We start from the raw sequence: 26990 nt of genomic DNA, 5'->3' as shown, positions 1-26990 counted from the left end.
TGAAGTATATTAAAATAACATCATCTCAAAACACTATTATACTATAACATATAAAAGGCATTTCCCCAAATTGGAAATGCCTTTTATATGTATCTCTCTTATTTATATAATTGGTATGATTGTTCTAGCCCTATATTATATTTCATATTATTATCTGTCCATTCTCCCCCTAAATTTCCTGGCCATCCTGATGTATTGGTAACATATTTAAGTAAATCTCACTCCTTCAATCCTTTTTTCCAACACGTTCATACGATTTGACCATGCTGGAAACTGCTATTAATTCACTGTAACATATGTTTTAAGTCCCTAGTACTTTTTTACCAAGAGGTTTCGTGCTATTCGAATCTGGTTCAATTGTAATACCAATGTTATCAAAGGACTGTTTTTGTGAGATTTCATATGTCAGAAGTCCAGAACCAGTTTCATCAGGTTTAAATATTCCAGCGTTTTTTCTTTCTCCATCTTTTAATAACCAAACTTGATACACTTCTGAATTTTTTACTTGTGGCAAATGATCAGCTTGTACAACTAATTTTTTCTTATCTCCTTGTTGCATAACAAATATATTGCCCTTTGTATTTTCATGGTTTTGATCGCTTGATACTAATGGACGAGTAGAGATTACTTTAATCGGATCACTGTTTAATTCATGCTTAGCTTCAGATTGTATTTTTAATTGCGAATTTTCAATTGTTACTGCTACAGTAATCACTACCATTATTCCTAATAATACCGTTGCCAACGGTGTAAATTGTTTTCTTAGTAAAACCGTCCATTCTTTCAATTTCGCTGTTACTATGTTATCTCTACTCGTTTGTTCGTGAACAAATATAAAATCAAACACTTCCGCTTTTAATGTTGCTGGTACTTCTTTCTCTTCAAAATCGAAATGTAACGCTTCCCAAGCTTCCTGCATTGATGAATACTCAGCTTGACATTTCGGGCATGTCTTTAAATGTTCTTGAAACTTTCTTTGTTCTCTATCATCAAATGTATTCGTAACGTAAGATAATAAATGGTCACATTCTCTCTCCATACTATCCCCTCTATTCTAGATATCTTTTTAATCGCTTTAAAGATTGATGAAGACGACTTTTAGTGGTTCCTAATGGTTCACCTTCCATTTTAGCAATCTCACTAAGGGAATAACCTTTCCAATATAGCAAGTCGATTAATCTTTTTTGAGGTATAGACAAATTCTGCTTTGCCTTTTGAATTTCAACACTGTGCAGCCTTTTCTCGATTTGATTTTCTGAATCTGTTATATGCATATGTTTTTCAGAATCATAAATATTATGAAAGTTTCTATACATAAGTTCTTTATTTTCTTTTCGGACATAATCAATACATATATTCCTCGTAATTGTAAGTATCCAATTTACGAAATCACCTTTTGAAGGATTATACATACTTTTAGTTGTCCAAAGTTTCAAAAAAATCAATTGAACAACTTCTTTTGTTTTGTCTTCATCTCCTTGGAAAAATTTAAAAGTGAAGCTATATATCAACTTAATATATCGTTCATATATTTCTTCTAATGCAGGACGATAGTTTTCTTTTACCAATTGCATTAATTCATAATCATTTTTTTCTTTCATTCTCACCTGCACTCCCTATTGTTTTTCTTTGATTTCTAATAATTCTAAATTAACTTAATTATATAATCCAAATAGAGAAAAAGGAACCACCAACAACGTTGGTCGCTCCTTTTAGCAGAATATTTATCCCGCTATTCGCGGGCAGTAAGACTCCCACCTCAAGATTCAGAGAAAAGCGAAGAAAATTGATGGTGGATAACTGCTGGCATGCGCCCCATTCAACATGCTTCCCATCACTGTTTAAATGTAGTTTCACTATTCAGTACAAACCATATATCTTTAACCCCTTGTCCATTTATATCCCCTTTTGATTTATCATTAGCAAAATAGTAAAGGGGATAGCCTTTATACGTTACTTGTTTTTCTTTCGTATCTTCTCTTGTTATCGTAGCAAAGTCTTTTTTATCAAATCCTTTTGGAACTTCAAAATCTTTCGCAACAAATGGCGGCCAAAGCTTTACACAGTCACCACTACAATTACTTACCTTAGATGTGTCTTTTGCAAAATAATAGAGTGTCTTTCCGTTTGAATCTGTTAAGTATTTTCCAACCTTATCGTTCTCTAATACTTGTAAACTAGGAGATTCGTTTTTATCACTACTAACTTCACTCACCTTTTCTCCACCCGTTTTCTTACTTTGAGAATCTTCTTTCTGATCACTATTACACGCTGTTAATAAAAAAAGGCTTGCTAATATGGACACAATACATTGCCATGCTTTCATACTGATTCCTCCTTCAATTTTTTATTTATATTTAAGGTAACGATAGAAAGGTTTAATTGGTTTGATAAAAAATAAAAAAAGATGCAAGTTGGTCATCTCTCTCTGCTTACATCTTTATTAACTCTATCAAATTATGTATTTTTCTTATGCAAAAAAGGGCTACTCTCCTAGTAGTATTCTGTAGCTTTACAATAAAGTTTACTCAAAAATACCTCATAACCAAAAGTTTTACGATAAATAAAAAGAATCCCTTTTGAAAGGATTGATCAAAATGGATTCTCCCTCAGTAGATTTAAGTTTGGTTTTTATAAAAAAGGGACTTAATTTAAAAGCGACACACACTTCATGTATTATGATTTGTTGTGTGATTCTACATTTATAACGACATTTCCCATTTATCTTATTTCCGTTACAAAAAGAAACACATATATACGGATTAAAAATTATGGGACTGCCAACGTCTTTTTATTAACATTTTTACCTTATATAATATCTCTTGCAATATGCGGTTTACTATAATGACTCGTTCCACCACCACCTACTATTACTTTTCCACCTTTATTAAAGATTAATAATTTTCTTGAACCATCAGAAAGTAACACTACTACTTCCGCATCGTCATTCGTAGCCGTATATATTACATATCCACTTTTCGAAATACAAGTTGCCCAATTCTTATCAAATTCCGATCTTAATACTCGATTAGAATACACTTGATTTTCAATTCTTTCAGGTTGTTCGTTTTCCAATTTCTTCTTACCTTCCTTCTGAAGTTATCATTTTTATATAAATGACGGTTTCTCAATAAATTAGTGACCGTCTTTACTATAAATAGTATATGTGTTTATTAAGAGAATGCTTGGACAATGAAAACTAGACCGCGTTTCTGAATAATTATAAATTTAAAATAGGAACGGGTTTAGATTAATATAGTATAAAAAGGCTAAAGGTATCCCCTTTAGCCTTTTGTTTAATCAGTACTTCTCAATTTTAGATTTATATTCATTTGGAAACTATTTGAGTTAATTTACGAATAAATTCCACTGCGCTGTTTTTATTACCTGATAATTCTATAGGTACAGAGGTGTAGGATACATTATATAATTTTTTCATCATATACCTTCTAAGGTAGTTTTAACAAGGTAATGGGTTATTTTTCATTGTGATATTCTTCTAAAGTGATACCTTTTTCATATATTTCTGTTGCAATGTCACCTACGTATCGAATATGCCATGGTTCATATGAATAACCTGTAATGTGCTCTTTTCCTTTTAAATAACGTATAATAAAGCCAGCGCGATGAGCATTGTTTTTAAGCCATTTTCCTTCAATCGTATTTGCGAATTGCGTTTCTAGTGTATTATTGACACTATTCGCAGAAACATCCATCGTTAACCCTGTTTGATGTTCGCTATGACCTGGCTTTGCAGAAACTTTATCAGCTTGGATTTGACCTTGTTTCTCTACATTTCGTCTATAAACAGTTTGTTGATATTCTTCAGAACGAAATCCAGATATAGCATGTAATACGATTCCTTCTTGTTTCGCTAAGGCAAATAACTTTTCCAAAGCGATAGCAGCTTCTTTTCGCAAATGACTTTTTTCTTGAATCCCATCAAATGCAAACTTAACATTAGGCACAACTAAATCGTCAGGTCTATAATTACTTGGAAGCTTCCTATTTTTATTAACTATTACATCCACAGTATCTGGGGATCCAATAGTTATAGATCCATCATTATTTTGTATATCGCCTTTACCTTTAGCAATGTCAGTGATGCTAGGTGAAAAAATATATATGCATAGAAAGAGAAAAACAGCTCCTCCTACTAAGCTACCTATTAATTTTCTAATCATTTTATCTACTCCTTACAGTGATCCATTTTATAATTTGCATCGTATTGTGATAAAACTAACTAATAACTTGTTTTTACATCTCTATATAATTCATTTTAGTTATTTATTATAATTTAAAGATTAGTGCTGCCAATTCAAAAAAGTTGAGCCAATTTTATTAAATCCATATGAAAATAATTTTTTTGTTTCTATAAATCTCTTAGTATCTTCGTTAGTTCCCATGACAACAGCGATCATTCTTTTTTCACCTTGTTTTGCTGTTCCTGTGAAACAGTATCCTGCTGCATCTGTAAATCCAGTTTTCAAACCATCAATTCCTTGGAAATACAATTCATCATTAGATGTATCGAGCATCTTATTTGTAGTCATTATAGTTGCACCATTATACGATAATGTATAGTTTGTTAGCTTGGTTATATCTAAAACTTCGGGATATGTTTTTAACAAATGTTGTGCGAGTGTTGCTACATCAAAAACAGTCATTTTTGATTCTTGATGTTGAGCATTTGGTAGTCCTGTAGCATTAACAAAATGAGTCTCATTAGATAAATTTAATTGTTTTGCTTTCGCATTCATAAGCTTTGTAAAGTTCTCTTCACTTTTAGAAATATGCTCAGCTAAAGCAACAGCAGCATTATTGGCTGACGATATTACCATTGCATGAAATAAATCTCTAACAGTCAAACGATTACCAACTCTTACATTGATCTTAGCTCCAATGCTATTTACAGCATTCGGACTAATTCTGACGGAATCGCCCCATTTTAATGTACCGTTATGAATTTTCTCTAGTACAATATACTCGGTCATCATCTTTGACATACTTGCTGGAGCAAGGGGCACATTTTCATTTTTACCATAAATAACTTTTCCTGATTGCGCATCCATTAATATAGCAGCCTCAGCTTCTATAACGGGCTCTTTTATAAAAGTCAGATACGTATATAAAGTCAACAAAATAGCAACAAATACTATAAGTATGTTCCTACTTTTCTTTGCTATTTTCATTTTCTATTCTATTCTCCTTCATCATTGTTACTATCAAAGTGTATATTTCAGGTTCTGTTGCAAAGTTTCCGAAGACATAAAGAGATGGGAAAATATTGCAACAAAACCTGATTTATTATATTTTTATTATTACATTGCAATAGTAAATAAACTATCTACTAACCTTACGTAAAGATGACAATTTTGTAAGATTTCATAAGTGAAAAATGAAAGTAAAAAAAGAATCCTATTAATTTAGGACTCTTTTTTTGTTTTATGGAAGAAGATGTTTTCGTAATTGGCTTAGTTCTAATGTCAGTATCGAAATTGGAATTTTTCTCGTATGTGCATATAGAGCTTATAAAGTGTATAAATACTATAATAAAGCATAAAAAAATCAAACACCTTAGTGGTTTTTAAAAAAGGAAAGATGCTGTAATCTATTTAAGGAAGAATCTAGATACTGGGAAATATTATGTTGGACGTGCAAAATCTTGGGCTAGGTATGAAGAACATGCAAAATGAAGCATAAAATGATATAACTATTTATTACATAACAAAACAACTCAATATAAAAGAGCTTACCTTAGTAAGCTCCCCTAACTCATTTCTCTCATAAACCCTACTTCACAATTGGCAAAGTCACTTCACTCAATTTCACCGTAAGCTTCGTGCCGGCTTTCGGTCTAATTGTATAGTCGTAGTCACTTGCGATTAAAACGACTCCAATTTGATGCCCCGCTTTAAATACATAATCATCTGGCTGCATGTCCCATGTAAATGTATAATCTTTTCCAGGTTGAAGTGCTGTTGAGTCTTTTATACTATTCAAGTTTTGCGGATCCATCCAACCTCTCGTTACGATTTCAGGCTTTGCTCCGCCGTAATCTACAAGTAATGCTGTTAAATTCGATACAGAACGGTCAATATTTCCTTTAAATGAAATCTTCGGTGTACCACTTATACGCATATCTTTTTGCAGTACAGGCATTGTATACACTAATCGATTTGCAACTTCTAATTCTGGGTTTGCTACTAATTGATTTGATTTAAGTTTTGCATCATCTACGAATGAGAAAACCTTATTAACAGATCCCATACTTAATGGTAAATTAACTGCTTTATTACTTAAATACATACGGATTTTTGATGGCACAGCTGCTGGATCTGGCCAATTTTTCAACTTTTCCCATGTTTTATTTTCTCGTTGTACATCAACCATTGGTTCATCCATAATTCCATTTTCAATTCCGTACAACCAATAATCTAACCATTTATTTTGTGTTTGCTGCCAGTTATTACTTGATGTTCCGCCGTGTCCACCTTGATGTAACCACATTTTACGAGGTACATCATTTTCTCCAAGCGCATCCCACCATTGTGAAAATTGCTTCGTTTTAACGTTCCAATCGTTTAAACCATGAACGACAAATACGCTTGCTTTTATATTTTTAGCATCTTTTACATAATTTCGTTTATCCCAAAAATCATTATAATTACCTGTTTTCCGATCTTGTCCAGCAGTAAGTTCTTTAATTATCGGACCACAAACTTCTGGGTTCTTTCTTGTCAGTACTGCTTCTGCCATATTATCTGTATCTTCCCCTTGATATCCACCTGGAGCAATGACTGCACCATTTGCACGATAATAGTCATACCAACTACTAATTGCTGCAATTGGAATAATTGTTTTTAAACCTTCTACTCCAGTCGTTGCAACAGCATTTGGTAATGTACCATTGTAAGAAACCCCTGTCATACCTACATTTCCTGTAGACCAATCAGCCCTAACTTCCTCACCATTTTCTGTATATGCTTTCGCACGACCATTTACCCAGTCAATGACAGACTTCGTCCCAAGTATTTCTTGTTCATCTCCAGTTGTAGGGCATCCATCTGACTTTCCAGTACCGATACTTTCTCCTAAAATCACTGCATAACCTCTTGGCACGTAATAGTTTCCGTATGAGCCAAGATTAACCGCTCCATACGGCTTTCCTTCATACGCATACAATTCTTCATCTACATTATAAACTGGAACATCTTTTAACCCTGCTCGATATGGGCTCATTTCATAAATAACAGGAACCTTCACATTTGAATCTGTCTTTGGACGCATTACTTTTATCGATACACGGTCTTTTTTACCATCGCGATCACTATCGACTTCTGTCTCTACAAATAAATTTTCAATAATTGCTTCATCAAGAGAATAAATTGGTTTTGTCATCCCATTTTCTAATTCGAATTTCGTATTATTTGTCTCTTCCTTCTTCTCTGCATGCACGTCCATTGTAAAGCTAGGTATACATGTTGCAGATAACATTGCCGAAAGTGTAATTGCTATTTTCTTTTTACTCAAAATGTCCCCTCCCCTTAATTGCTCTCTTTTACTATATAACAAAATAACTGAAAATTCAGTTTTAATCTTATATAAAAGTTGAGAAACTTAGAGATTTCTTATTATGTAAAGTTCACTGCAAATGTAAAAGTGTTTTTTCATTCACTCTTTGCTTGTACAATCGAGAAAAGACAATCAATATTTCTATCGATTGCCTTGAATTTCATATGAACAAAACGGTAAGATTGTACAACTAACTTGGAGGTTAGAGAAGGATTTCACGAAACTAAAATAAAATTTCACACTAATACTTTTATATGATTTAAAGGACTAATATTTCTATTAGCCCTTTTTCATATAAATATAAAATTGTATTTCTCCATCTATAATAGAGACTTCATATTCAAATTCATGCCTTTCTAATATGCTTTTTACTATCGCTAGTCCTAATCCAGTCCCTGACTTTTCTTTACTACGAGAAGATTCTAATACGTAAAAAGGCTCCCAAATTTTATCGATATTTTTAATTCTTTCAGCATCAATGCCGTTTTGAATTTTAAAGTATATACCGTCAATTCTCTCTTCTAAATTAATTTTTATATTTTGATTCGTTGTATATTTAATCGCATTAGAAATAAAGTTTTGAAACACCATTCCCATTTTATTCAAATCTGCATAAATGACCTGATTTTTAATATTACTATTCACCTGCAAGTTAATTTCTTTCGATTCTAGTTCGATCTTATACTTATCTATAATACTTTGGACAAGTGGTTTAATAGGGAATTCTTCTTTTTGTAAAATATCTCTTTCTAGTTTAGAAAATCGCAATAACTCTTCAATTAAGTTGGATATTTGATCTGTTTGTTTAATAATTGTATCCACGAATGTACCATCATCTAAACCATCTTTTATTCCTATAGAATATGCTTTCACTAATGCGATTGGTGTTTTTAATTCATGAGTTACATCACCCATAAATCGTTTTAAATGTTCATTCCGATCTGTTAAATCTTGATGTGCCTCATTTAACTTATCACTCATAATATTGATACTATTGGCTAAGTCGCCTATTTCATCATTCGTTTTCACTTTCGTTCGTTTAAACTTCAAACGTGAAATATCTTGAGCTACATCACTTAGCTCTTTCAGTGGAGTCGTTATTATTTTTGAAAGTACCCAAACAAGTAAAATAATAAGTAGGAGTGAGAAACATAAAATGTATAAATAAAATGTATTTAACGTTTTTATAATTTCATTTGAATGTGCAATAGAAGAACCTATTAAAATTAATATATCATCTTTCGCAATATATTTAGTAAAAAAACTCGCTTTTAACTTCCCTTGATCATACAGTTTATTCGATTGCCCTTCCGTACTCACTTTCATGACTTCATCTTTCGTAATCCACAGTTTATTTAACGTTACTTTCTTTTTCACTAGTTGCATCCGTAACGCTTCGTTCATATCATCTTCTGACTGATTGATTGGCGTATACGCAATTGTAACGTTATTGTCACTTTCGATTGTATGAATAACATCTTCTAAATCTTTAACCGGTGTTTTTTTTATTTGCGTTGTTAATTCATTTAAATTTTCACGTGTTTTATAAATGTTATATTTTGGTAGTAGATAGTTAATTAATAATAATGAAATCGTAAAGATGAGAACAACAGTTAAAGAAATGCTGAGAAATAGCTTTTTTCCAAGTTTATTCACTTCGTTCCTCCAAACTATATCCTAGCCCCCGGTGCGTCTTTATAATATTCTCTCCAATTTTTTGACGCAGTCTTCTTACATGTGTATCAACAGTTCTCTCTTCTCCAAAATAGTCAAATCCCCATGCGATATCTAACAATTTTTTACGAGTTAAAATCATTCCTTTATGTTGCAAAAAACACTTTATTAACTCTAGCTCTGTTTTTGTAATATCTAACTCTATATCATTTTTATATACTTTATTTTTCGCGAAATTTATCTTTACATCTTGTACTTGAATTACATCATCATGCTGTACTAGTTTTTTTGCACGTGTAAGTAATACCCCGGGATGAAACGGCTTTTTCACATATTCATCAGCTCCGCTTTGAAAAGCAGCTAATTCATCTTCACTTTCACTTTTCGCCGTAAGCATTAACACTTTTACACTTGAATTCTTTTTTATTTCCTGACAGACAGTAATACCGTTACATACAGGCATCATCCAATCTAAAATAGCTAAATCTATTTTCTCATCATAAAAAATTTGAAGTGCTTCCTCTCCGTCTTTCGCTAACAAAACTTCGAAGCCTTCCTTTTCAAAATAAGCTTTTAAAATCTTTAACATATCTTGTTCATCATCTGCGATTAATACTTTCATGCTTATTCCTCCATTACTTTTAAACAAAAAACCAATTGTATCATACGACTTCTTTGTTACATGAATGTGACAGAAAAATATTTATAACATTTGAGGGTATAGTAATGATGAGGTGTTTTATTATGATAAAAAAAATCGGGGTCATTACTCTTCTTTTCTTCTTATTATCAACAAATGCGTTCGCAAATACAAATAAACAAATCGAAGTATTTGATTGTCAAAAAGAAATGGTCGTTCAAAAACAATCTTTAGATCTAGCGATTGAAAAAGAAGCTGTCCAATACGCTAAAGCAATCACTGGCCCATTTAAAAACTTAAACGTCGTTCCGAAAGATGGTCATATGATAAAAATCCCTTTAACTAAACCCGTTTCTATTGTAAATCAATGGTTACATTCAACGATTGATGAAGTACTTATTTTACTTCCTCTGAATGAAAAACCTTATATTATGCTTTACGATGATGAAAATAATCCGCATTTTTATTATGTAAAAGGTGATCCGAAAATTTTATTAAAACAAATGAATGTAAAAACCTAGTTGACTGAAGAAGAGTAATCTCATAAGCTTATTTGTAGAAGCTGAGGTCTCTTTTTTGTACTAACAATTCGGTAAATGAAATTATATTTGTATTTTTCAAATACAGGAGCCCCACTTGAAATATATCAGCGATTGTCAAAATATATCGATTTACCAACAAAAATCGACAATTAAAATAGCTGCCCAATTTTTTTTTTTTGGACAGCTACTTCTATAATACTTTATAGTGACTAGATTTTTTATATAATTCCCCTTTCACAAACCCATTTGCAGTATAAAACGCATCACCTTGCTTTGTATCTGTATGTAAAACAACAACTTCAAAATACTTTTCTGCATGAGATAATAGTCGGTTTAATAACAAGTTCCCTAACCCTATACGACGATAATCCTTTAAAATATAAAATCTCCTTAATCGGCCAATCTTATTATTTTCTGTGTATGGATTCTCATTGAACCCTCCAATTCCAATTAAATTTTCTCCTTGAAAAATGCCATATAAACATTCACCAGTTTTATTAAATGTATTTATTTCGGTTTCATATTCATTTACTAATTTGGTTAGGAAGTTAAAACCTTCTTCTTTACTTTCTTGGACAAGGTGATTAATCTCATATTTTAATACATCTTCAAATTTCTTCATTTGTATTTCTTTCAGCTTTGCCACCTACTCCTTCTTTTAAAATTTATTTTAACGTTTCCTTATTCATTATTTAACCAATTCAACAGAAGGATATCTTCAACCTTTAACGAATACAGGATTATAAATAAGCTAATCAAAAGTGGTGAGATAAATAGGAAAACAATTTAATATCTTTTTAGACGATAAAACGGAAAAATGTATAATTAACAAGCTTTGGAGCGCGGGTTGTGTTTTCGCAGCAGAAGAGACTCGCTTACTTATCTCAGAGGCACGAACTCCAGAGGAACTAAAAAAAATGGTGGAAATGCGAGTCGATGGTTTGCCTTTGGAATATGTTGTTGGATACGCTGAGTTCTGTGGTTTGAGGATAGAAGTGGATCGAGGTGTTTTCGTGCCTCGCCAACGTACCGAGTTTCTTGTTCACCAGGCAAAAGCCCTATCACGTTCTAATGATATCGTCATTGACCTATGTTGCGGGTCGGGTGCTGTCGGTGTAGCACTGGCGGCAACTTTAGGACGAGTTGAATTGTATTCTGTTGACATTGACCCTATCGCAGTACAATGCGCTAGCCGCAACGTAACAGATTTCGGTGGCCATGTTTTTGAAGGTGATTTGTATAACTCTCTTCCCCTCTCACTTAAAGGTCATGTGAACACCTTAGTTGCGAATGTACCTTACGTACCTACCGAAGCAATTAAGCTACTTCCACAGGAGGCTCGCCTACATGAATCAAAGGTGGCGCTTGACGGAGGAATGGATGGACTTGACATTCAGCGACGAGTAGCAGAAGAAGCATTTCTCTGGCTAGCACCAGGAGGACATCTTTTGATGGAGACAAGTGAAATGCAGGCACCTCAGACCTTTGAAATTTTTGCTCGTGCTGGTCTCACTACGAAAGTGGCTAGAGATGAGGAACTGGACGCTACTGTCGTTATCGGATTGTATTCTCGTTTTCAGAGCTAATAATCAGAATAATTAATCAATATTATCATTCCATTTGGTACAGTTAAAACTTCGATGATATAATCTTCACGAATACCGTATCGATCGATTATCATAGACTAAAAACAAAAAGGATTGATCAAAAGATCAATCCTTTACTCTACTTCATTTAAGAAAAATAACGTGATAACACCAGGTCCAGTATGTGCCCCGATTGCTGCTCCAATTGTATTTACAATGAATACTTCACAGCCAAATCTTTCAGTAATTAATACTTTTAATGCCTCGGCTGTTTCTAAATCATCACCATGAGTAATACCGATTGTTTGACCTTTAAGGTCTTTCCCACGCTCTTCCATAATATCAACAATTCGGCTTAATACTTTCTTTTTCCCTCTTACCTTTTCAAGTGGTACAAGTTTTCCTTCTTCCACATTTAAGATCGGCTTAATGTTTAATAAACCACCGATGAATCCCGCTACTTTACTTAAACGTCCACCTCTTACTAGGTACTGTAAGTCAGCTACAGTGAAGATGTGTTCCATATGCTTCATTAGAAAAGCGACACGGCTTAAGATATCTTCTTTTGTTGCGCCTTCTTTTGCCATTTTAGCAGCTTCTAATACGACAAGCCCTTGACCTAGCGAAGCGCATTTCGTATCGATAATTTCTAAATCTAAGTCAGCATATGTTTCTTTCACTTCTTCTTTAATAAGAACTGACGATTGATATGTACCTGATAGTTCAGATGAGAAAGCTAAATATATACAAGGATTACCTTCTTTTGCATAAGAAACAAATTTTTCTTGGAATGTTTCAAGTGAAGGCAATGACGTTCTATAAGCAGCGCCTTCTCTCATGTTTTGCAATAATGTAACTGAATTTAATGTAACTCCATCTAAATACTCTGTTTCTGCTTCATCATATACACGGAGTGGAATTAAATCAATATCATATGCCTGCAGCAATTCTACCGGTAAATCCGCCGCACTATCCGTAATGATTTTAACATCCATTTTTAAACCTCTATTCTGTTAAAAATATAAAAAAATAAAATAAAAATAAATAATAGTACTTTTAAATTATATACGTAAAACTTAAATGAAGAAAGGAAAAGACTTTATATTGTATGCACTACTCTTCAAAACTTGAACCACAGAAAAAAATCATTTCGATTTATCCTCTTTTCACCAGTTATTGAGCTATATATAATGAGAATATTAATACTCTTCCAAAGGAGGTTACTCATGAGTATACAACTAGCTACATCTAAAGATTTAGAATGGATTAATAAACAATACGAATCAATAGGATTTGTACCAAGTGATTTAAAGCGGGATAAAGTTGCGATTATTACATATAAGGGTGAGTATGCAGGTGTAGGTCGTTTAGTCCAAATTGATGGAGAGACTATGGAAATGGGTGGTATTTTCATAGTACCTAAATTTAGAGGGTTACAATTAGCAGGAGCACTCGTTTCATTTTTAGTGCAAACAGCGCTGGAATCACATATTCAAAATGTATTCTGTCTCCCTTTCGAGGAATTAAAAAACTTTTATAAAAAATATGGTTTTACTGAAATAGATACTACACAAGAGGTTGTCCATCCAATTATTCTAAAAAAGTATAATTGGTGTTTAAAAACTTACGATAAACATGTATTACTATTTAAGTTGTGAGTTTTCTTTACTTGTAGAGAACACACCTCTAATACACATCATGTTTTAACGAAAATTTATCAGTTTCATCTATCAAATAATTGTTTCAATCAATCCATCAGTTGTATTTCGCATCTTTGCCATCCTTTATTTGTAAGCTCGTTTACAAATTTTCTAGCACTATTTTTAAGTTTCTCTATTACATATTCCTGAAGAAATTTTCAGCTAATAAATGGAGAGATGATCATTTATTTAATCCGAACCCAAACTTCCTGTTCTTGTAATAATTGTACAGTTAATTCCAATACAATGTTTTGCATTAATTGATACGCGTTATCATGCGGCGTACTTCGTTCCGATATAAATTCAATACATTGAGAAATATAACCTTCTACAAGTAAGCTCCCTTTTTCAATTATAGATAGATTATTTCCTTTCTTTATTATTTTTGGCAATGAGAATTCTTTTTTTGTTAAAATAATTTCCTGTGACATCTCTTTTATTTCTATAACTTTTTCTTTAAATACCACTTTTTCTCGTAAATTAATTTCACCTTTATACTTCCCTATTTCTATTGGGAATTTCGCAGGTATATAATTATTTACTCCTACTTCATCTTCCTTCTCTAATATTATACCGTGGATAGGAATCCACGAAGATGTGCCTACCCAATTCTCTTCCGTATTCCCTTTTATTTTTTGATTTGAAAGTTCTAAAAGCACTCTCTTTTCATAAAGGTTTGAAGAAACTAAATTACAATTAACTTCTCCATGATAATGTTGCACTGTAGTTAATAACTTAGCATCCAATTCACGACCTCTTTCATCTTTTTGATTCCGAAATACAAATACTTCTTGATTTTTCACATTAATATTAGGAAATCTTATAAAACTAGTCACATCTGAAATAATAGAAAATGGGGTTTTCACTACTATTGAACGCACTGAAGTCTCTATTTTCGATCCTGAATCTATACTTTCTTTCTTTGACTCTGTTTCTTGACTTTTTTTCTCTAATTTAATTGCTTCTTCTTTTTGGAACTCTGTTTCTTCACTTTCCTTCTCTAATTCAATTGCTTCTTCTTTTTGGGACTCTGTTTCTTCACTTATCTTCTCTAATTCAATTGCTATACCTTCTTTCTCTGATTCTGTTTCTACACTTATCTTCTTTTCTCTTTTTTCATGTGAATCATCTTGAACATCCAGCACTTTCCCTTTGTAAACTTTGTTCCATTTCCCCTTACCCATCCATGGATTTTTCATCACCATCCCCCCATCTGATGAAATTCAAAAAATATGTTTTTTGCACGCGAGCATTTCATCATTATATATGTTTTATAATAATAAAAAAGACATTGTCTTTTCATTAAAGACAATGCCTTTTTTATTTTTATACTTGTACTTGTTGTACTTGCAACACTTTTAAAGTAAGATCTAGTACAATTTTTTCACGAAGAGTATCAAATGGTTCGTTTAGGGCTGTTGGACAAGGTGAAAAGTCTAATTCGAAAAATTGAGCGCTGACTAATTCACAATACGGTTGTTCATTATAAAAAACTGTATTTTCGAAGAAGTATTTATCTAAACGTGGTAGATCACCATTTTTAGGATTAATAAAGTGAGAAGTAGTATCTGAGGAAGCAGCTACTATAGCTTGTGATAGAAAATCACCAGCTGTTAAATCAGCAAAACCAGAAAATGGAACATTAGCAATACGGTCATATAGCACTCCATTACACTCGTCATTTGCATATTCAATGTTTTTACGAATAAATCCTTGTACAAATAATTTCGCTCTTGTAACTCGGCGATAATTTGTACCTGGTACTGGAGTAAATGCTACAGGAACTAACTTACATTGTGTTAAAAATGCATTTTTTAAGATACGTTTAATTTCAACTGCTGGAGGATCTAATGAAACATCAGATTCTACAACAATTTGAATCGTTCTTTCTGCTAATACAACTGGTATTTTTACAATCGGTGCTCCCGGAGTAGTAATTGGTGTTGCAGCTGCATCACTTAATGGTGTTTGAGTTTGTCCTTCTACTTGACATGGTACATTAATTGGGCATTGTTCACTCATATTTTATAATCTCCTTTAAAAGAATTTAGAGTTTTTTAACTCTCTTTACTGTATATGTACTTTTTCTATTAATGCGCGGGCTTGTATCATAGTCACTTTTATCATTTACAAATATAAAGAGTATTCTCTCTTTAATAGTCAAATATGCAAATTTAATATACTTGTTTTCATGAATATTTACCTATTAAAAATGAAATTTCTTAACTATCATCGCGGAAAAATACCATAATATGTTGAGTAAGTTCAATAGTAAAAAGATAACAATATTTCCGAAGAAACTTTCAAAATATCCATGCACCAGCAAATTAATATTGGAAGCACCTTACCTTATTGTAAAAAAATAAAAACCGACTTTTTTAAGTCGGTTTTTATACCCAATTTGTAATTTTAAAAAGGAACTAATTAATATTAATTTAATAAGATTTACTAGTTTTTTTACGTTATACAATTCTTACAAATCTCCGTTCATTTACCTATTATCCACAAAATAAGTATCATACGCCTTATCAAAAACATAACCTAGCTTTTCTGCTAGTTTGGCAGATGTAGTATTCGCTGCATCCCAGTTTGGATATTTACCCTTTTCTAAACAATCCAATATTAACGCCGCACTTACTACAGTCGCCAACCCTTTTCTTCTATGGTTTTGAACAGTTGCAACTTCAATTTCAATTCCATCATCATAAATACTATACGACGATGCACCACATACAACTTCTCCTTTATACAAAATACTATAACCTATACCTCGTTTTATATAATCTTCTATTGATTGAAATTGACTTGTGAAATCTTCAGAAAGCTTGTGTAGTTTAGGATTGTTTGCGATATGTTCATCTATTCTTCGTAACTCGTATCCTTTTGGAAAAGTTGATATAAAAGATTGTAATTTTGAACGATCAAAAACTTCCGAATTACGTTTGAATTTATAGCGTAAAAACTTATCTATTTTTCTTTCATAAAATGTTTCTAAACGCTTTTTCCATTCTTCACTATTTACGATTACTAACATTCTTTCGGGAATATTACGTAATAACTCTTCTGTTTCTTTCACATTTGAATCTCCAGCGTAAAATGTAAAAATCCCTACCGTAATTTGTGCTACTGTCGGGTTTTCAAGATCGTTCACCCAAGCTTTTCCCATATGCCCTTGTAAATAAGAAAGTAAAACAACATTATTGAAATCCTCGAACATAGAAACTAATTTTTTTCTTGTATGTATATTCGCTTCATATATCATTTACATTCCCGCTTTCTATAAAATCAACTAGCCTTTACAGTTACATAAATTAATCAATCAACATTCATATTCTTATGTACATTCAATTTTTTCTCATAAAAGCATACATCTATTAAACTAAAACTTTGAATTATCATAAATTTTATATGAATATAAAATGATTATAACATCTATTGCCTATGAAATGATTGACCTATAAAAATAGGTTAACAGCTTATTTATTTCTTACTAATTAACAAACAAACTAAACGGTACATATAATCTAGAATCCGTTTACTTATTCTATTATGTAACAACCCTCAACAATAATTTGAGGGTTCATTGAAATACATATATTATAATTCATTTTTAAAAGTATATGACTCTGTGGCACCATTTTTATATATTTTAGTCAACTTAATGATTGACTTGTACATTGTATTATCATCGATTATTATTTTTTTCATCTCTTCTATTTCGGCATTACCAGTCCCGCTCTCTATTTTTAAACAGTTCGAAATTTTGAGGTATCCGCTTGATGCGAAAAGAATAATAAACGTAACATCAGGGAAATTAATGAACAGTACTCCAAACTTTAAAGGATTCGTAGCCGTATCTGATAATACTAATCGGAAATTTAATAGTTCAGGCACTTGAACAAAGTCTTTAGAAACAATCGCTTCACCTACAATAGTAATTTGCTTTACTACATTCCCAAGTTCATCTGTAAATTCAATACATCTAGGTGCATCAATTGTTTTTGCTTGTAAAGATAAATTTAATTCTGGATTATGAAAGTCAAAAAAGAGTGTACTGCCCTCTGTTAAACATTGCGGACAAATATTTCCAAGTAGACTAAAATCCTCTTCAATAAATTTAACTTTCGTTTTACAACTACACACTTTCCCTATTCGGATCGCATCAATCCTTGAACAATCTACAAATATAACTTCATTGTCCTCTTGTAAAAATGATACGATACCTTTCATCTTGTTAAATGAAAGGAAATAGGTTACAACAATTTCCTTTCCAGCTATAACGATACCCTCAACTTTAGTAAAGGGTTCTAGACTTTGTAAAAATTCACATATATTATTTTGGCAACACGCACAATCGCGTTTCGGCTCACAGTCCACTTACATTCAATCCCTTCCCTATATATGTTTTATCTACTACATATAATATGAGTGGAATATAAGAAAAGCTTGGACAATATAAGTTTAACGTAGGGATATAGTTATCTACTCATAACATTAGTAAGGAAATTAAAACAATATTGAGTAATAACACATAATTTTTACTATAAATACATATAACAATTTCATCTTTCATGAAAAAAACGTTATAATGAAGTGTAGCCTCTACGATTACGTTATAAAGGAGATTAAAACAATGGCTAAAATTAAAGTGTACCAAGCAAAAGAAGAAAATATGGAAGCAGTAAAAAATATTATTGATGTTGAAGAACAAAATCCAACTGCTGAAAACTTACAAAATCTATACACATGTGTATTAGATACTGAAGATATGGCATTGCCTGAATCATACATTGAAGAAGATATCTTAATTGATTCTATGGAAGTTATGGTTAACGCTTCTCAAAACAAAGTAAGAGACTTAGGTGCTTACGATGTAATCGAAGTTCAAAACAAAGGTAAGAAAACACAAATTTTATTATTAGCAGACGAAGAATACGAAATTATCGAAGGCTAATCTAACACCGTACATACGAAAAAAGCTCCTTTCAAATTGAAAGGAGCTTTTTTATGCTTTTGATGCTTCACTCTTTTTATTCGTTTGTTCTTTCTTAATTACCATGCGCTCATTTCCCATAAAGAAAATGAATACGAACGCTAAAATTGCTGGGACTAATGCCCACATAAATGTTTGAACAATTGAACTAGAAAGAGCTTCAATAATTTTATCTAATATTTGCGGCGGAATTTGAGATCTAGCCGATTCTGATAAAATAGCTCTTGAATCTCCTAATGCGTTTGTATTCATTCCCCCGCTCATACCTTTAAACGCTTCTTCTAATTGACCTTGGAAACCTGTTCTTTGGATCATTCCGAAGATTGTAATACCAAGTGTCATTCCTAATGAACGAATGAAGTTACTCGTTGAAGTCGCAGACCCGCGTTGCTCCATACCGAAGTTGTGAATAGCTGCCATACTTAGTACAGAGAATGAGAAACCAACTCCAAATCCGATAATAATCATATAAACCGTTAATAATATACGACTAGTTTCTGGTGTTAAAGTGCTTAATAAGAATAATCCGATGAGCATAATTACAGCAGAAATAAACATAATGTTTCGGTAGCTAAGCTTTGTCGTTAATAATCCGCCTAACTGCGCTGTAACTACTGATCCTAACATCATCGGTAAAAGTAATAATCCTGAGTTCGTTGCGGTACCACCGTATACACCTTGAATAAATAACGGAATGTACACAGTTGCTGACATAAATGCAGCCCCGTAACATAATGCAATAATTGTACTCATTCCGAACAAGCGCTGTTTAAACATCTCAAATGAAATAATTGGTTCTTCTACTTTTCGCTCAATAACAATAAAAGCGATGATTAAAATAGCAAATCCAGCAAATAAACTTAAAATAAAATTAGAATCCCAATCATATTTTTGGCCACCTAGCTCTAAGGCGAACATTAAACAAACTACTGCACCAACTAAAGTAATTGCGCCAAACCAATCAATTTTTTGTTTTCTATGAACTCGTGACTCTTTATAAAAGAATGTAATAAAAATAAGTGCTAAAATGCCAAGTGGTAAGTTAATATAAAATACCCAGTGCCAACTAATATAATCCGTAATGTATGCACCTAGTAATGGTCCAAAAATACTTGATAAACCAAATACTGCTCCGAATAAACCTCCCATTTTCCCGCGCTTTTCAGGAGGGAAAATATCAAAAACGATCGTAAACGCGATTGGCACTAATGCCCCGCCCCCAATACCTTGAATGGCACGATAAATACCTAACTGCGTAATATTTTCAGCAGTACCACAAAGTGCCGAACCAATCATAAAGACGATTAAACCGAAAATAAAGAATCTCTTTCTACCATACATATCTGATAGTTTACCGAAAATCGGCATACCTGCCATTTCTGCGACCATATAAGCAGAAACAACCCATACAAAATTTTCAAGGCCTCCTAAGTCACCAACAATCGTTCCCATCGCTGTTACGACAATGGTATTATCCATTGATGCCATTAAAATACCTAGCAATAAACCGGCAACAACGAAGCCAAGTTTATTATTCTTCTCAACCATATCTCTTGCTCTCCCTCAAACTACTTATATTTGTTTATGTTCTTTGACGACTGCATTGCCTTTCTGATTAAAACTAGTATGATATTCTACAACACTAATTTCACAGCCAGGGCCAATTATAACATGATTTCCTCTTACTACGTCTGCTATTGTATGTTCTAAATAAATATCATCCCCTTCAATGATAGTTGTTTGAAGGTTTCCGGCATGACTTGTAAAAGGTATAAATCTCGCTTTTTTACGAACGGTAATCTTTTTGCCCCCGATTTCTCTTACTTTACTTCCTTCATAACGAAGTGAAATTTCAATATTTTCCGCATTAAGTAAGCCATCACTTTCAAGACCACCAGTTAGTGATAATTTTTCTACTTCAATATCTCCCTTCACATTTAAAGCACCTTTCACATCTATAAAATTACCCGAAAACTTTCCTTTCACTTCAATCATACCTCTAACTTTTGTTTTTTCAATCTGAGCATCACTATGCATTTGTGTATTACCGTATACTTTGACATATTCCGCATCTACATTTCCTTGTACCTCACTATCTCCATACACGACATAGTTTTTAACTTTCATATTACCGCGTACATCACTCGTGCCGTACGTTTTAAATTCATTACAACTCATATCATTAGAAATTGTTCCTTCACCGCGAATCTTCACTTTGTTATAATCTCCACCCGCCGAACTACCAGAACCATTCACTGTAAGACTATGTTGATGTTCCATACTAATTCCCTCCTTCCTTACACCTGCTTAATTTCTTTTACATTTGCACTTTTATCAACAGTAAGAACACCAGTATACTCAATGAGTTCAATCTCACAGTTCGGTCCTACTGTAACATTGTTTCCTCTGACCGTTTTTATGTGAGCATAATCAATATCGATATTGTCACCTTCTAACAGATCAGCTTCTAACTGCAAGCCAAACACTGATTTAAATAGTCTACTAAAAGTACTCAACCTATGTCTTACTTTAATCGTTTGACCGCCAATTTCTTTCGCTCTACATGTACCGTGAATATTTATATTAATCTCATCTGCGCTTAATAATCCACCAACTGTAAATTGTCCTTCTGAAGAAAACATATCAACTTCACAATTACCATCAATCGTCGCTTGACCGTTGATTTTAAGTTCTTCACCAGTTATATTTCCACCTATCGTTCCTTTTCCTGCAATCTTTAAACTATTCGCCTTTACATCTTGTGTAATTGTCGCTTTCCCATCAATTCGCATCATTTCTGCATGAACCGTACCATCGATTTTACCTGACCCGCTAATTCTTGCATTATTACTTTTCAAATCACCAGTAACTGCACCGTAACCATTACATTGAAATTCATCGCATTCAACATTTCCATTTACAGTCCCTTTTCCATTTAGTTGTACCTTGTGAAACTCGCCACCATTCGATGTACCATAACCGTTTATAATTAAATTTTCTGTACGCATTACTTCTCCTCCACTACAACAGTTTAGTTTTTACTGCTTCGGTATACTTCATAATTGCTTCACGTAAAACAATCTTCGTTCCCTTTTCAAAAATTAAATCCTCAACGTTTGATAGTAAGAAGCATGTAGAAATTCCTATTTTTCGAATAATAACTAATTCACAATTTTTATGCTTAATTGCTTCATAATTTTCTCGTAAAACTTGCAGAACCATTTTTCCTTCTTCTAAACTAACATCTCCCGATTGCAGTAGTTCTTCTAACATATACACATAAAGAATATCTACAAATCGAAAGTCTGCCGTTTTGTTCGTTTGCTCTATGAAGAATTGTAAAACAGGTTCTGATGTAATCCCTTTATGAATGAGATCTTCTTTCGTTAAAAGAATCTCTGTTACACTTGGCGAAAACATATTTGCTAATTCATCTAGTGATAAATCCTCTTTCATCGTTTGGATTTTATCAATACGCTCTAATATCTTTTCTTTCGGAAAAAATGTTTCCTGACCTGTGAACGTTGACTTCCGTACAAACCAATCTTCCGGTATTAAATTTTTTCTTTTCCACCTATATAACTGTCCGTATGAAATACCAGTAAGCTCTAATAAATCTTTTTTTGAAATTAAATCTGTACTCAACTGTATAACACTCCTTCCTGATAACAATGTAACATAACACTGTTACGCTGTAAATATACTTTTATAACAAATAGCGTAACAATGTGTAAAAAAGGTTTGTTTTACACACAAAAAAAGGCTCTTACACACCTTATAAGAATGCGCAGCAGCCCATATATATCAAGACTTAAACCATATTTCATAAAAATCGATCCACCCTTGTGAATTAATCATTATATTTTGTACTTTTTCATGTGTACTTATCTCTTGTTTGTTACGATATAAAGGAATAATGTGAATTCCACGTAACAATGTGTCCTCAATATCGCGCAACCGTGTGATCCGTTTCTTTAATTGATTTTCGGTAAAATACGGCTGTACTACTTCATTAAAATTTATATTACTATGCTGATGAACGAAACTGTTTTTTGTAAGAAACATGTACAACAGACTATCTTCTAACCGTTCACTAATCGTTGCACTATCGTGCATAATATCGGCTTTTTGTATCGTATTTATTTGCAATAACTCTTCTGTTTCAAGAAAATTGACTTCAATATTCACGCCATATTTTGCACACACTTTTTGTATCCAATGTGCATCTTCAACATGGTCCCTTCCTTTAAATGTATAAAGTTGCAGTACTTCATTGCGGTAAGTACTTTGCTTAATTAACTCCTTTATACTTTCTTCACTCTCTATTACGCTGCCATTTGTTAATATTAATTTCTTTGCCACTTCTCCACGTTCTCCGCCGAGTTGTTGAACGATTGTATCGCCATGAATAATTTTATATAGCGCTTTCCGGAATAACTCATTTTGCATTGGTCCCTCTTTTACAAGATTACATGTTATATATGTCACATTCGACTCAAGTCGAGTCAATTCTTTATTATGTTTCTCTCTATCTTTATACTGCGCTTTTACTAAAACATCATATGTATTTACACTTTGTTCTACATTCCATAATTCAACGCGATCTAGAAAAGGTCTCTCTCGAAAATACAAATGATGAGCTTCTAGTATAAATACATTTTCATTCCTTTTATATAACCTAAAAGGCCCTGTCCCAATTAAGCTTCCTGCTTCATCTTCATTTACTATAGAACACTGTTCTGCACTAAGCATATGTAAAAACATTCTATTTTCCGTATGTAATTGAATTTCAACAATATAATCATCTACTGAACGGACACTTGCAACATGTTGTAACATCCATGCGTGTGGGTTGTTATCAGCTTTCTTAAATCGATTCAGTGAATATACAACTTCATGTGCAGTAAGTTGTTTTCCGTTATGAAAGTGGACTCCTTTTCGTAAATAAAACGCCCATATCTTTTCAGCCTCATTATATTCCCAGTGAAATGCAAGCCTTGGTTCTATACTGTTTGTATTACCGTCTACATATACTAGTGTGTCGAATATATGTTTTACCATATGACATTCCGAGCGCATTGTAGCGTATACAGGATCTAATGCAATATCTAAATTCATTTGTACTTGCAAACGGAGTACATCTCTTCTCCCTTGAGATGTACGTTCAACTTGATAACCAAATATCGAATCGACCCAAGTTTTAAATTGCGTTTGAAGCGATGGAAAATACGAGCTATACCTTTCAATAAAGACATTTCCGCTTTTTACATCACCTTGTCTCGTTATTTCTTTTCCTCTTTCTAAAATTAAAAATACTGGTTGTTTTTCAAAGGACAACTTTGAACGATTTCCTCTTCCTCTACCAGGAAACCACATAATCCAATGAAGTTCTTCCAATTTTTTTATGATTAGTTTACTATTTCTCTCTGTACAAAATAATGTTTCAGATATATTTTGTATTGTTATTTCTATTTTTTCCCCCTCTGCTCTTCCTTTTCCGTACTGAAGCCATAGGTGCATATATTGCTCCAAAATCGTCATAAAACGCCCCCTAAAAGATGAAAAATCTCCCACTTTCATTCTACCCTTTTTCATTTCTTGCTTCCATCTTATCATTTCAATATAGAGAGGAGGACATAGAAATGAATCAACTGATAACACGTTATAACAAGCCCATTCTCATTCGATTTTTTGGTGAATTATTAGTCCGAACGACAGAAGCGATGTTAGCCATCATTTTTATTGTTCACGTTAATAAAGCGTTAAATGGTAATATCATCGTAACGATGCTTCTTTTCGGATTACAGCCGCTATCTGATATTGTGTTTACATTAATTGCTGGTGGTGTAACAGATAAATACGGCCGAAAGAAAATCATGTTAATCGGGTTATTTTTACAAGCTTTCGCCGTAAGTGGGTTCATTTTTGCTGAATCAGTCATATTTTTCGCCTTACTGTATATCGTAAATGGTATTGGACGCTCCTTATATATTCCGGCACAGCGCGCTCAAATTGCTGACTTAACAAAGAAAGAACAACAGGCTGAAATATTTGCTGTTTTGCAAACAATGGGAGCGATTGGATCTGTCATCGGCCCATTAATTGGCGCCTTTTTCTATAATAGCCACCCTGAATATTTATTTATACTGCAAGGTGTAGCCCTTGCGCTATATGCCATTCTAATTTGGACGCAGCTTCCTGAAACGGCTCCACTTATGAAAAACGCCGAAACAACAAAAGAAGTATATTCACCAAAACAATTTATTTCAAAACATTATGCAGTATTTGGCCTTATGGTTTCTACACTGCCTATTAGTTTTTTCTACGCTCAAACAGAATCGAATTATCGAATATATGCCGAAAATGTATTTCCAAATTTTTTATTCGTACTCGTATTTATCTCGCCTTGTAAAGCTATTATGGAAGTCATTCTCCAAATATTTCTTGTAAAATGGTCTGAACGATTTTCTATGCCTAAAATCATTGCGATTTCCTATACTTGCTATACGTTAGCTGCGATTGGATACGGTTATTCTACAACAATATGGTCATTATTCTTTACATTACTCTTTTTTGTAATTGGGGAAAGTATTGCTTTAAATCATTTACTGCGATTCGTTTCACAAATTGCTCCAAGTCATAGACGTGGATTTTACTTTTCGATTTACGGTATACACTGGGATATTTCAAGAACTTGCGGGCCGTTTGTAGGGGCATTATTAGTAAGCACATTTAGCGGTAGTACTCTATTTTATATTTGTGCCTTCTTCTTAACAATTGGCGGGATCATTCAAGCAATTTTCGTTCAATCATTAGAGCGCACAAAAACAAAAGAGCTGTCCCTATAGGAACAGCCCTTTCTTTTAACCTGCCATTTTATTAATACTATCCTCCGGTGAGAAAACCGAAATATGATGTACTTTACCAGTTGAATTTGGAATAACAAACTTTAATTCAAATTGGTCATTTACTTTATAAACGTATATTTTATCATTACCATTTACTTTAACCGATGCCGGTTTTCCTAAAGCTTTTTCGATTTCTTGTAACGTAATTGATTTAAGCTCAGCATGGTAAGAATGAACATCAAATACTTGCGATCCTTTATTAAATCCGAATGCAACATTTTTATTTGTAAAAGTCGCATACATTCCGTTCCCTGCTTGCTCAGTCTTATCTGCTTTTCCCCACGCTTTTTCGATTTCCTCGATGTCACCTGTATGTGCTGCGTATGGTACGTTAGGTACTTTCCCTTCTTTTGCTTGCTCAAATAACTCTTTAACATGGTTAATTGATTTTTGATTAAGTGTTGTATTTTTCGAATTAGAATCCGTTGAAGATTTTACCGAATCTTGACTTTGTGGTTTCTCCACAGACTCTTTCTCTTTTTTCGAAGCGGTGTCCTCATTCTTTTTTTTCGTACTATTTTCTGATGCTGGATTTGTTTGTTTCTTTTCCTCAGCACTAGTACAAGCAGTCAAAGCCATTACACATATTAAAGTTAAGAAAAGTATAAGTGTTTTCATTTGTACTTTCATACTTTTCAACCTCCCACTTTATCATATTCACTTTTGTAACCATACCATAACACTACTTTTCAAATTAATTTTGCTCCAAAAAGTTAGTGCTTCATATACACCTTCTCTCCATACTTGTTATATCCTTTTTTATAACTTAAAATAAACTGCTACAAAAACCAACTAGAAGTGAATATTTTTTGCTTTCTAATTCTTATTCAAACTGTTTGTCGCCATCAGAAATCTATTAAGATTGCCTATTTGTATAATTAAAAAAGCTGTCCTATTTAAGGACAGCTTCAAATATGTATTTTTACACTTCGATTGATTTACCATCTTCAACAATATGATAAAGTAAATGTGCTAAATGATGAATCGGACCATATTCTTCCTCTTCCTCATCTGTTTCTCCGTGGAATTCAAGATCATTTAAGTATAGTGCTAAAAATTGATAGTATAGTTTTAAATCAAATCCGTAGCAAGCACTTGGCTCTTCATGATCTCCTTCATATTGTAACATTAAGTATTGATCATTTCCTTCTGCATCTTCTGCATCAAAGAATACGAAGAAGCCAACGTTTGTATCTAAATCAAATAAATGACGAGTACCTTTTTCTGTTGCTTTATTGAAGTCCTCTTCACTTAGTTTATGTACTGTTGTCGCTTTTGCATTATCTTCTTGATGGAAATTTACTGTAAATGTTTTCAATGCTGACACCTCCTGATTGTATAACAGTAGCATAACAGATTAGACAATATAATT

The 26990-nt window shown here is 32.8% G+C and carries 27 protein-coding genes and 1 pseudogene; 5 read left to right on the top strand and 23 right to left on the bottom strand.

The features are described 5' to 3' along the window. Positions 1-98: 98 nt before the first annotated feature. The 10 genes and pseudogenes from COC96_RS06390 to COC96_RS06345 form a co-directional block, all read right to left on the bottom strand. Positions 99-280, bottom strand: a pseudogene (locus COC96_RS06390) (invasion protein); the annotation flags it as partial. 21 nt (positions 281-301) lie between these two features. After that, entirely contained in the window at positions 302-1039 is a 738-nt protein-coding gene (locus tag COC96_RS06385; RefSeq protein WP_098768516.1) for an anti-sigma factor, read from the bottom strand. Positions 1040-1049: 10 nt separating this feature from the next. Then, complete coding sequence (locus COC96_RS06380) at positions 1050-1601, bottom strand: RNA polymerase sigma factor (protein WP_098266449.1); 552 nt, start codon at positions 1599-1601, stop codon at positions 1050-1052. Positions 1602-1834: 233 nt separating this feature from the next. Next, positions 1835-2326 (bottom strand): COG4315 family predicted lipoprotein, encoded by a 492-nt coding sequence (locus COC96_RS06375; RefSeq protein ID WP_098266448.1) that lies wholly within the window; start codon positions 2324-2326, stop codon positions 1835-1837. Positions 2327-2808: 482 nt separating this feature from the next. Next, the gene (locus COC96_RS06370) at positions 2809-3075 is read right to left on the bottom strand and encodes a hypothetical protein (protein ID WP_098266447.1); all 267 of its coding nucleotides are present in this window, start codon (positions 3073-3075) and stop codon (positions 2809-2811) included. 401 nt (positions 3076-3476) lie between these two features. Next, entirely contained in the window at positions 3477-4184 is a 708-nt protein-coding gene (locus tag COC96_RS06365; protein WP_098266446.1) for a M15 family metallopeptidase, read from the bottom strand. 120 nt (positions 4185-4304) lie between these two features. After that, positions 4305-5192, bottom strand: a complete 888-nt coding sequence (locus COC96_RS06360; RefSeq protein WP_098768515.1) for a D-alanyl-D-alanine carboxypeptidase family protein — start codon at positions 5190-5192, stop codon at positions 4305-4307. A gap of 601 nt (positions 5193-5793) precedes the next feature. Then, complete coding sequence (locus COC96_RS06355; protein ID WP_098768514.1) at positions 5794-7533, bottom strand: Xaa-Pro dipeptidyl-peptidase; 1740 nt, start codon at positions 7531-7533, stop codon at positions 5794-5796. A gap of 321 nt (positions 7534-7854) precedes the next feature. Beyond that, positions 7855-9231, bottom strand: a complete 1377-nt coding sequence (locus COC96_RS06350; protein WP_098266443.1) for a HAMP domain-containing sensor histidine kinase — start codon at positions 9229-9231, stop codon at positions 7855-7857. Further along, entirely contained in the window at positions 9224-9871 is a 648-nt protein-coding gene (locus COC96_RS06345; protein ID WP_098768513.1) for a response regulator transcription factor, read from the bottom strand. The genes COC96_RS06350 and COC96_RS06345 overlap by 8 nt, the downstream gene beginning before the upstream one ends. Positions 9872-9993: 122 nt before the next feature. Between COC96_RS06345 and COC96_RS06340 the strand changes: the two genes are divergently transcribed. Continuing rightward, complete coding sequence (locus COC96_RS06340; RefSeq protein ID WP_098768512.1) at positions 9994-10410, top strand: hypothetical protein; 417 nt, start codon at positions 9994-9996, stop codon at positions 10408-10410. A gap of 211 nt (positions 10411-10621) precedes the next feature. Here the strand turns inward: COC96_RS06340 and COC96_RS06335 are convergent, their stop codons facing one another. Continuing rightward, entirely contained in the window at positions 10622-11053 is a 432-nt protein-coding gene (locus COC96_RS06335) for a GNAT family N-acetyltransferase (RefSeq protein WP_098768593.1), read from the bottom strand. Positions 11054-11222: 169 nt separating this feature from the next. Between COC96_RS06335 and COC96_RS06330 the strand changes: the two genes are divergently transcribed. Continuing rightward, the gene (locus COC96_RS06330) at positions 11223-12017 is read left to right on the top strand and encodes a putative protein N(5)-glutamine methyltransferase (protein WP_098266440.1); all 795 of its coding nucleotides are present in this window, start codon (positions 11223-11225) and stop codon (positions 12015-12017) included. Between the two features lie 134 nt (positions 12018-12151). On the opposite strand, the gene COC96_RS06325 is transcribed toward COC96_RS06330, so the two are convergent. After that, the gene (locus tag COC96_RS06325) at positions 12152-13012 is read right to left on the bottom strand and encodes a DegV family protein (protein ID WP_098768511.1); all 861 of its coding nucleotides are present in this window, start codon (positions 13010-13012) and stop codon (positions 12152-12154) included. Positions 13013-13243: 231 nt separating this feature from the next. Here COC96_RS06325 and COC96_RS06320 point away from each other — a divergent pair, with 231 nt between their 5' ends. After that, entirely contained in the window at positions 13244-13675 is a 432-nt protein-coding gene (locus COC96_RS06320) for a GNAT family N-acetyltransferase (RefSeq protein WP_098266438.1), read from the top strand. A gap of 227 nt (positions 13676-13902) precedes the next feature. Here COC96_RS06320 and COC96_RS06315 read toward each other — a convergent pair whose 3' ends face one another. The 4 genes from COC96_RS06315 to COC96_RS06295 all read right to left on the bottom strand — a co-directional run bounded on the left by COC96_RS06315 (position 13903) and on the right by COC96_RS06295 (position 18094). Beyond that, positions 13903-14916, bottom strand: a complete 1014-nt coding sequence (locus COC96_RS06315) for a BC_2427 family protein (RefSeq protein ID WP_098768510.1) — start codon at positions 14914-14916, stop codon at positions 13903-13905. Between the two features lie 127 nt (positions 14917-15043). Further along, positions 15044-15739, bottom strand: coding sequence for a CsxC family protein (locus COC96_RS06305; RefSeq protein WP_098266436.1), 696 nt, complete (start codon positions 15737-15739; stop codon positions 15044-15046). A 469-nt stretch (positions 15740-16208) separates the two neighbouring features. Continuing rightward, complete coding sequence (locus COC96_RS06300) at positions 16209-16979, bottom strand: GNAT family N-acetyltransferase (RefSeq protein WP_098266435.1); 771 nt, start codon at positions 16977-16979, stop codon at positions 16209-16211. A 335-nt stretch (positions 16980-17314) separates the two neighbouring features. Then, a complete protein-coding gene (locus COC96_RS06295; protein ID WP_098768509.1) occupies positions 17315-18094 on the bottom strand; it encodes a BC_2878 family exosporium-associated protein in 780 nt (259 codons plus the stop codon). A gap of 256 nt (positions 18095-18350) precedes the next feature. On the opposite strand from COC96_RS06295, the gene COC96_RS06285 reads away from it, so the two are divergent. After that, positions 18351-18671, top strand: a complete 321-nt coding sequence (locus COC96_RS06285; protein WP_097903749.1) for a hypothetical protein — start codon at positions 18351-18353, stop codon at positions 18669-18671. Between the two features lie 51 nt (positions 18672-18722). On the opposite strand, the gene COC96_RS06280 is transcribed toward COC96_RS06285, so the two are convergent. From COC96_RS06280 to COC96_RS06260, 5 genes are all read right to left on the bottom strand, one after another. Next, positions 18723-20258 carry an MDR family MFS transporter gene (locus COC96_RS06280; protein ID WP_098768508.1) on the bottom strand — a complete coding sequence of 512 codons (1536 nt, stop codon included), beginning with the start codon at positions 20256-20258 and terminating at the stop codon, positions 18723-18725. A 24-nt stretch (positions 20259-20282) separates the two neighbouring features. Continuing rightward, complete coding sequence (locus COC96_RS06275) at positions 20283-20990, bottom strand: cytoplasmic protein (RefSeq protein ID WP_098768507.1); 708 nt, start codon at positions 20988-20990, stop codon at positions 20283-20285. 17 nt (positions 20991-21007) lie between these two features. Continuing rightward, the gene (locus tag COC96_RS06270; protein ID WP_098266431.1) at positions 21008-21718 is read right to left on the bottom strand and encodes a bactofilin family protein; all 711 of its coding nucleotides are present in this window, start codon (positions 21716-21718) and stop codon (positions 21008-21010) included. 13 nt (positions 21719-21731) lie between these two features. Further along, entirely contained in the window at positions 21732-22355 is a 624-nt protein-coding gene (locus COC96_RS06265) for a YhbD family protein (protein WP_098266430.1), read from the bottom strand. 159 nt (positions 22356-22514) lie between these two features. After that, positions 22515-24251: an SgrR family transcriptional regulator gene (locus tag COC96_RS06260; protein WP_098768506.1), complete on the bottom strand. Its 1737-nt coding sequence runs from the start codon at positions 24249-24251 to the stop codon at positions 22515-22517. 101 nt (positions 24252-24352) lie between these two features. Between COC96_RS06260 and COC96_RS06255 the strand changes: the two genes are divergently transcribed. Next, complete coding sequence (locus COC96_RS06255; RefSeq protein WP_098768505.1) at positions 24353-25558, top strand: MDR family MFS transporter; 1206 nt, start codon at positions 24353-24355, stop codon at positions 25556-25558. Positions 25559-25573: 15 nt separating this feature from the next. Here COC96_RS06255 and COC96_RS06250 read toward each other — a convergent pair whose 3' ends face one another. Both COC96_RS06250 and COC96_RS06245 read right to left on the bottom strand, forming a co-directional pair. Further along, positions 25574-26248: a YjgB family protein gene (locus COC96_RS06250; RefSeq protein ID WP_098768504.1), complete on the bottom strand. Its 675-nt coding sequence runs from the start codon at positions 26246-26248 to the stop codon at positions 25574-25576. A 292-nt stretch (positions 26249-26540) separates the two neighbouring features. Continuing rightward, positions 26541-26936, bottom strand: coding sequence for a hypothetical protein (locus COC96_RS06245; protein ID WP_000847585.1), 396 nt, complete (start codon positions 26934-26936; stop codon positions 26541-26543). Positions 26937-26990 lie beyond the last annotated feature (54 nt).

Origin of the sequence: Bacillus cereus (genome assembly GCF_002577405.1) — a bacterium.
Taxonomy (GTDB): Bacteria; Bacillota; Bacilli; order Bacillales; family Bacillaceae_G; genus Bacillus_A; species Bacillus_A cereus_AU.
This window is presented reverse-complemented; position numbering and strand designations above follow the sequence as displayed.

Excerpts from the sequence above, each read along its gene's own strand:
- COC96_RS06385 (WP_098768516.1), bottom strand. The coding sequence starts at position 1,039 with ATGGAGAGAGAATGTGACCATTTATTATCTTACGTTACGAATACATTT.
- COC96_RS06380 (WP_098266449.1), bottom strand. The coding sequence starts at position 1,601 with ATGAAAGAAAAAAATGATTATGAATTAATGCAATTGGTAAAAGAAAAC.
- COC96_RS06375 (WP_098266448.1), bottom strand. The coding sequence starts at position 2,326 with ATGAAAGCATGGCAATGTATTGTGTCCATATTAGCAAGCCTTTTTTTA.
- COC96_RS06365 (WP_098266446.1), bottom strand. The coding sequence starts at position 4,184 with ATGATTAGAAAATTAATAGGTAGCTTAGTAGGAGGAGCTGTTTTTCTC.
- COC96_RS06360 (WP_098768515.1), bottom strand. The coding sequence starts at position 5,192 with ATGAAAATAGCAAAGAAAAGTAGGAACATACTTATAGTATTTGTTGCT.
- COC96_RS06345 (WP_098768513.1), bottom strand. The coding sequence starts at position 9,871 with ATGAAAGTATTAATCGCAGATGATGAACAAGATATGTTAAAGATTTTA.
- COC96_RS06340 (WP_098768512.1), top strand. The coding sequence starts at position 9,994 with ATGATAAAAAAAATCGGGGTCATTACTCTTCTTTTCTTCTTATTATCA.
- COC96_RS06335 (WP_098768593.1), bottom strand. The coding sequence starts at position 11,053 with ATGAAGAAATTTGAAGATGTATTAAAATATGAGATTAATCACCTTGTC.
- COC96_RS06325 (WP_098768511.1), bottom strand. The coding sequence starts at position 13,012 with ATGGATGTTAAAATCATTACGGATAGTGCGGCGGATTTACCGGTAGAA.
- COC96_RS06320 (WP_098266438.1), top strand. The coding sequence starts at position 13,244 with ATGAGTATACAACTAGCTACATCTAAAGATTTAGAATGGATTAATAAA.
- COC96_RS06315 (WP_098768510.1), bottom strand. The coding sequence starts at position 14,916 with ATGAAAAATCCATGGATGGGTAAGGGGAAATGGAACAAAGTTTACAAA.
- COC96_RS06305 (WP_098266436.1), bottom strand. The coding sequence starts at position 15,739 with ATGAGTGAACAATGCCCAATTAATGTACCATGTCAAGTAGAAGGACAA.
- COC96_RS06300 (WP_098266435.1), bottom strand. The coding sequence starts at position 16,979 with ATGATATATGAAGCGAATATACATACAAGAAAAAAATTAGTTTCTATG.
- COC96_RS06285 (WP_097903749.1), top strand. The coding sequence starts at position 18,351 with ATGGCTAAAATTAAAGTGTACCAAGCAAAAGAAGAAAATATGGAAGCA.
- COC96_RS06280 (WP_098768508.1), bottom strand. The coding sequence starts at position 20,258 with ATGGTTGAGAAGAATAATAAACTTGGCTTCGTTGTTGCCGGTTTATTG.
- COC96_RS06275 (WP_098768507.1), bottom strand. The coding sequence starts at position 20,990 with ATGGAACATCAACATAGTCTTACAGTGAATGGTTCTGGTAGTTCGGCG.
- COC96_RS06270 (WP_098266431.1), bottom strand. The coding sequence starts at position 21,718 with ATGCGTACAGAAAATTTAATTATAAACGGTTATGGTACATCGAATGGT.
- COC96_RS06260 (WP_098768506.1), bottom strand. The coding sequence starts at position 24,251 with ATGACGATTTTGGAGCAATATATGCACCTATGGCTTCAGTACGGAAAA.
- COC96_RS06255 (WP_098768505.1), top strand. The coding sequence starts at position 24,353 with ATGAATCAACTGATAACACGTTATAACAAGCCCATTCTCATTCGATTT.
- COC96_RS06250 (WP_098768504.1), bottom strand. The coding sequence starts at position 26,248 with ATGAAAGTACAAATGAAAACACTTATACTTTTCTTAACTTTAATATGT.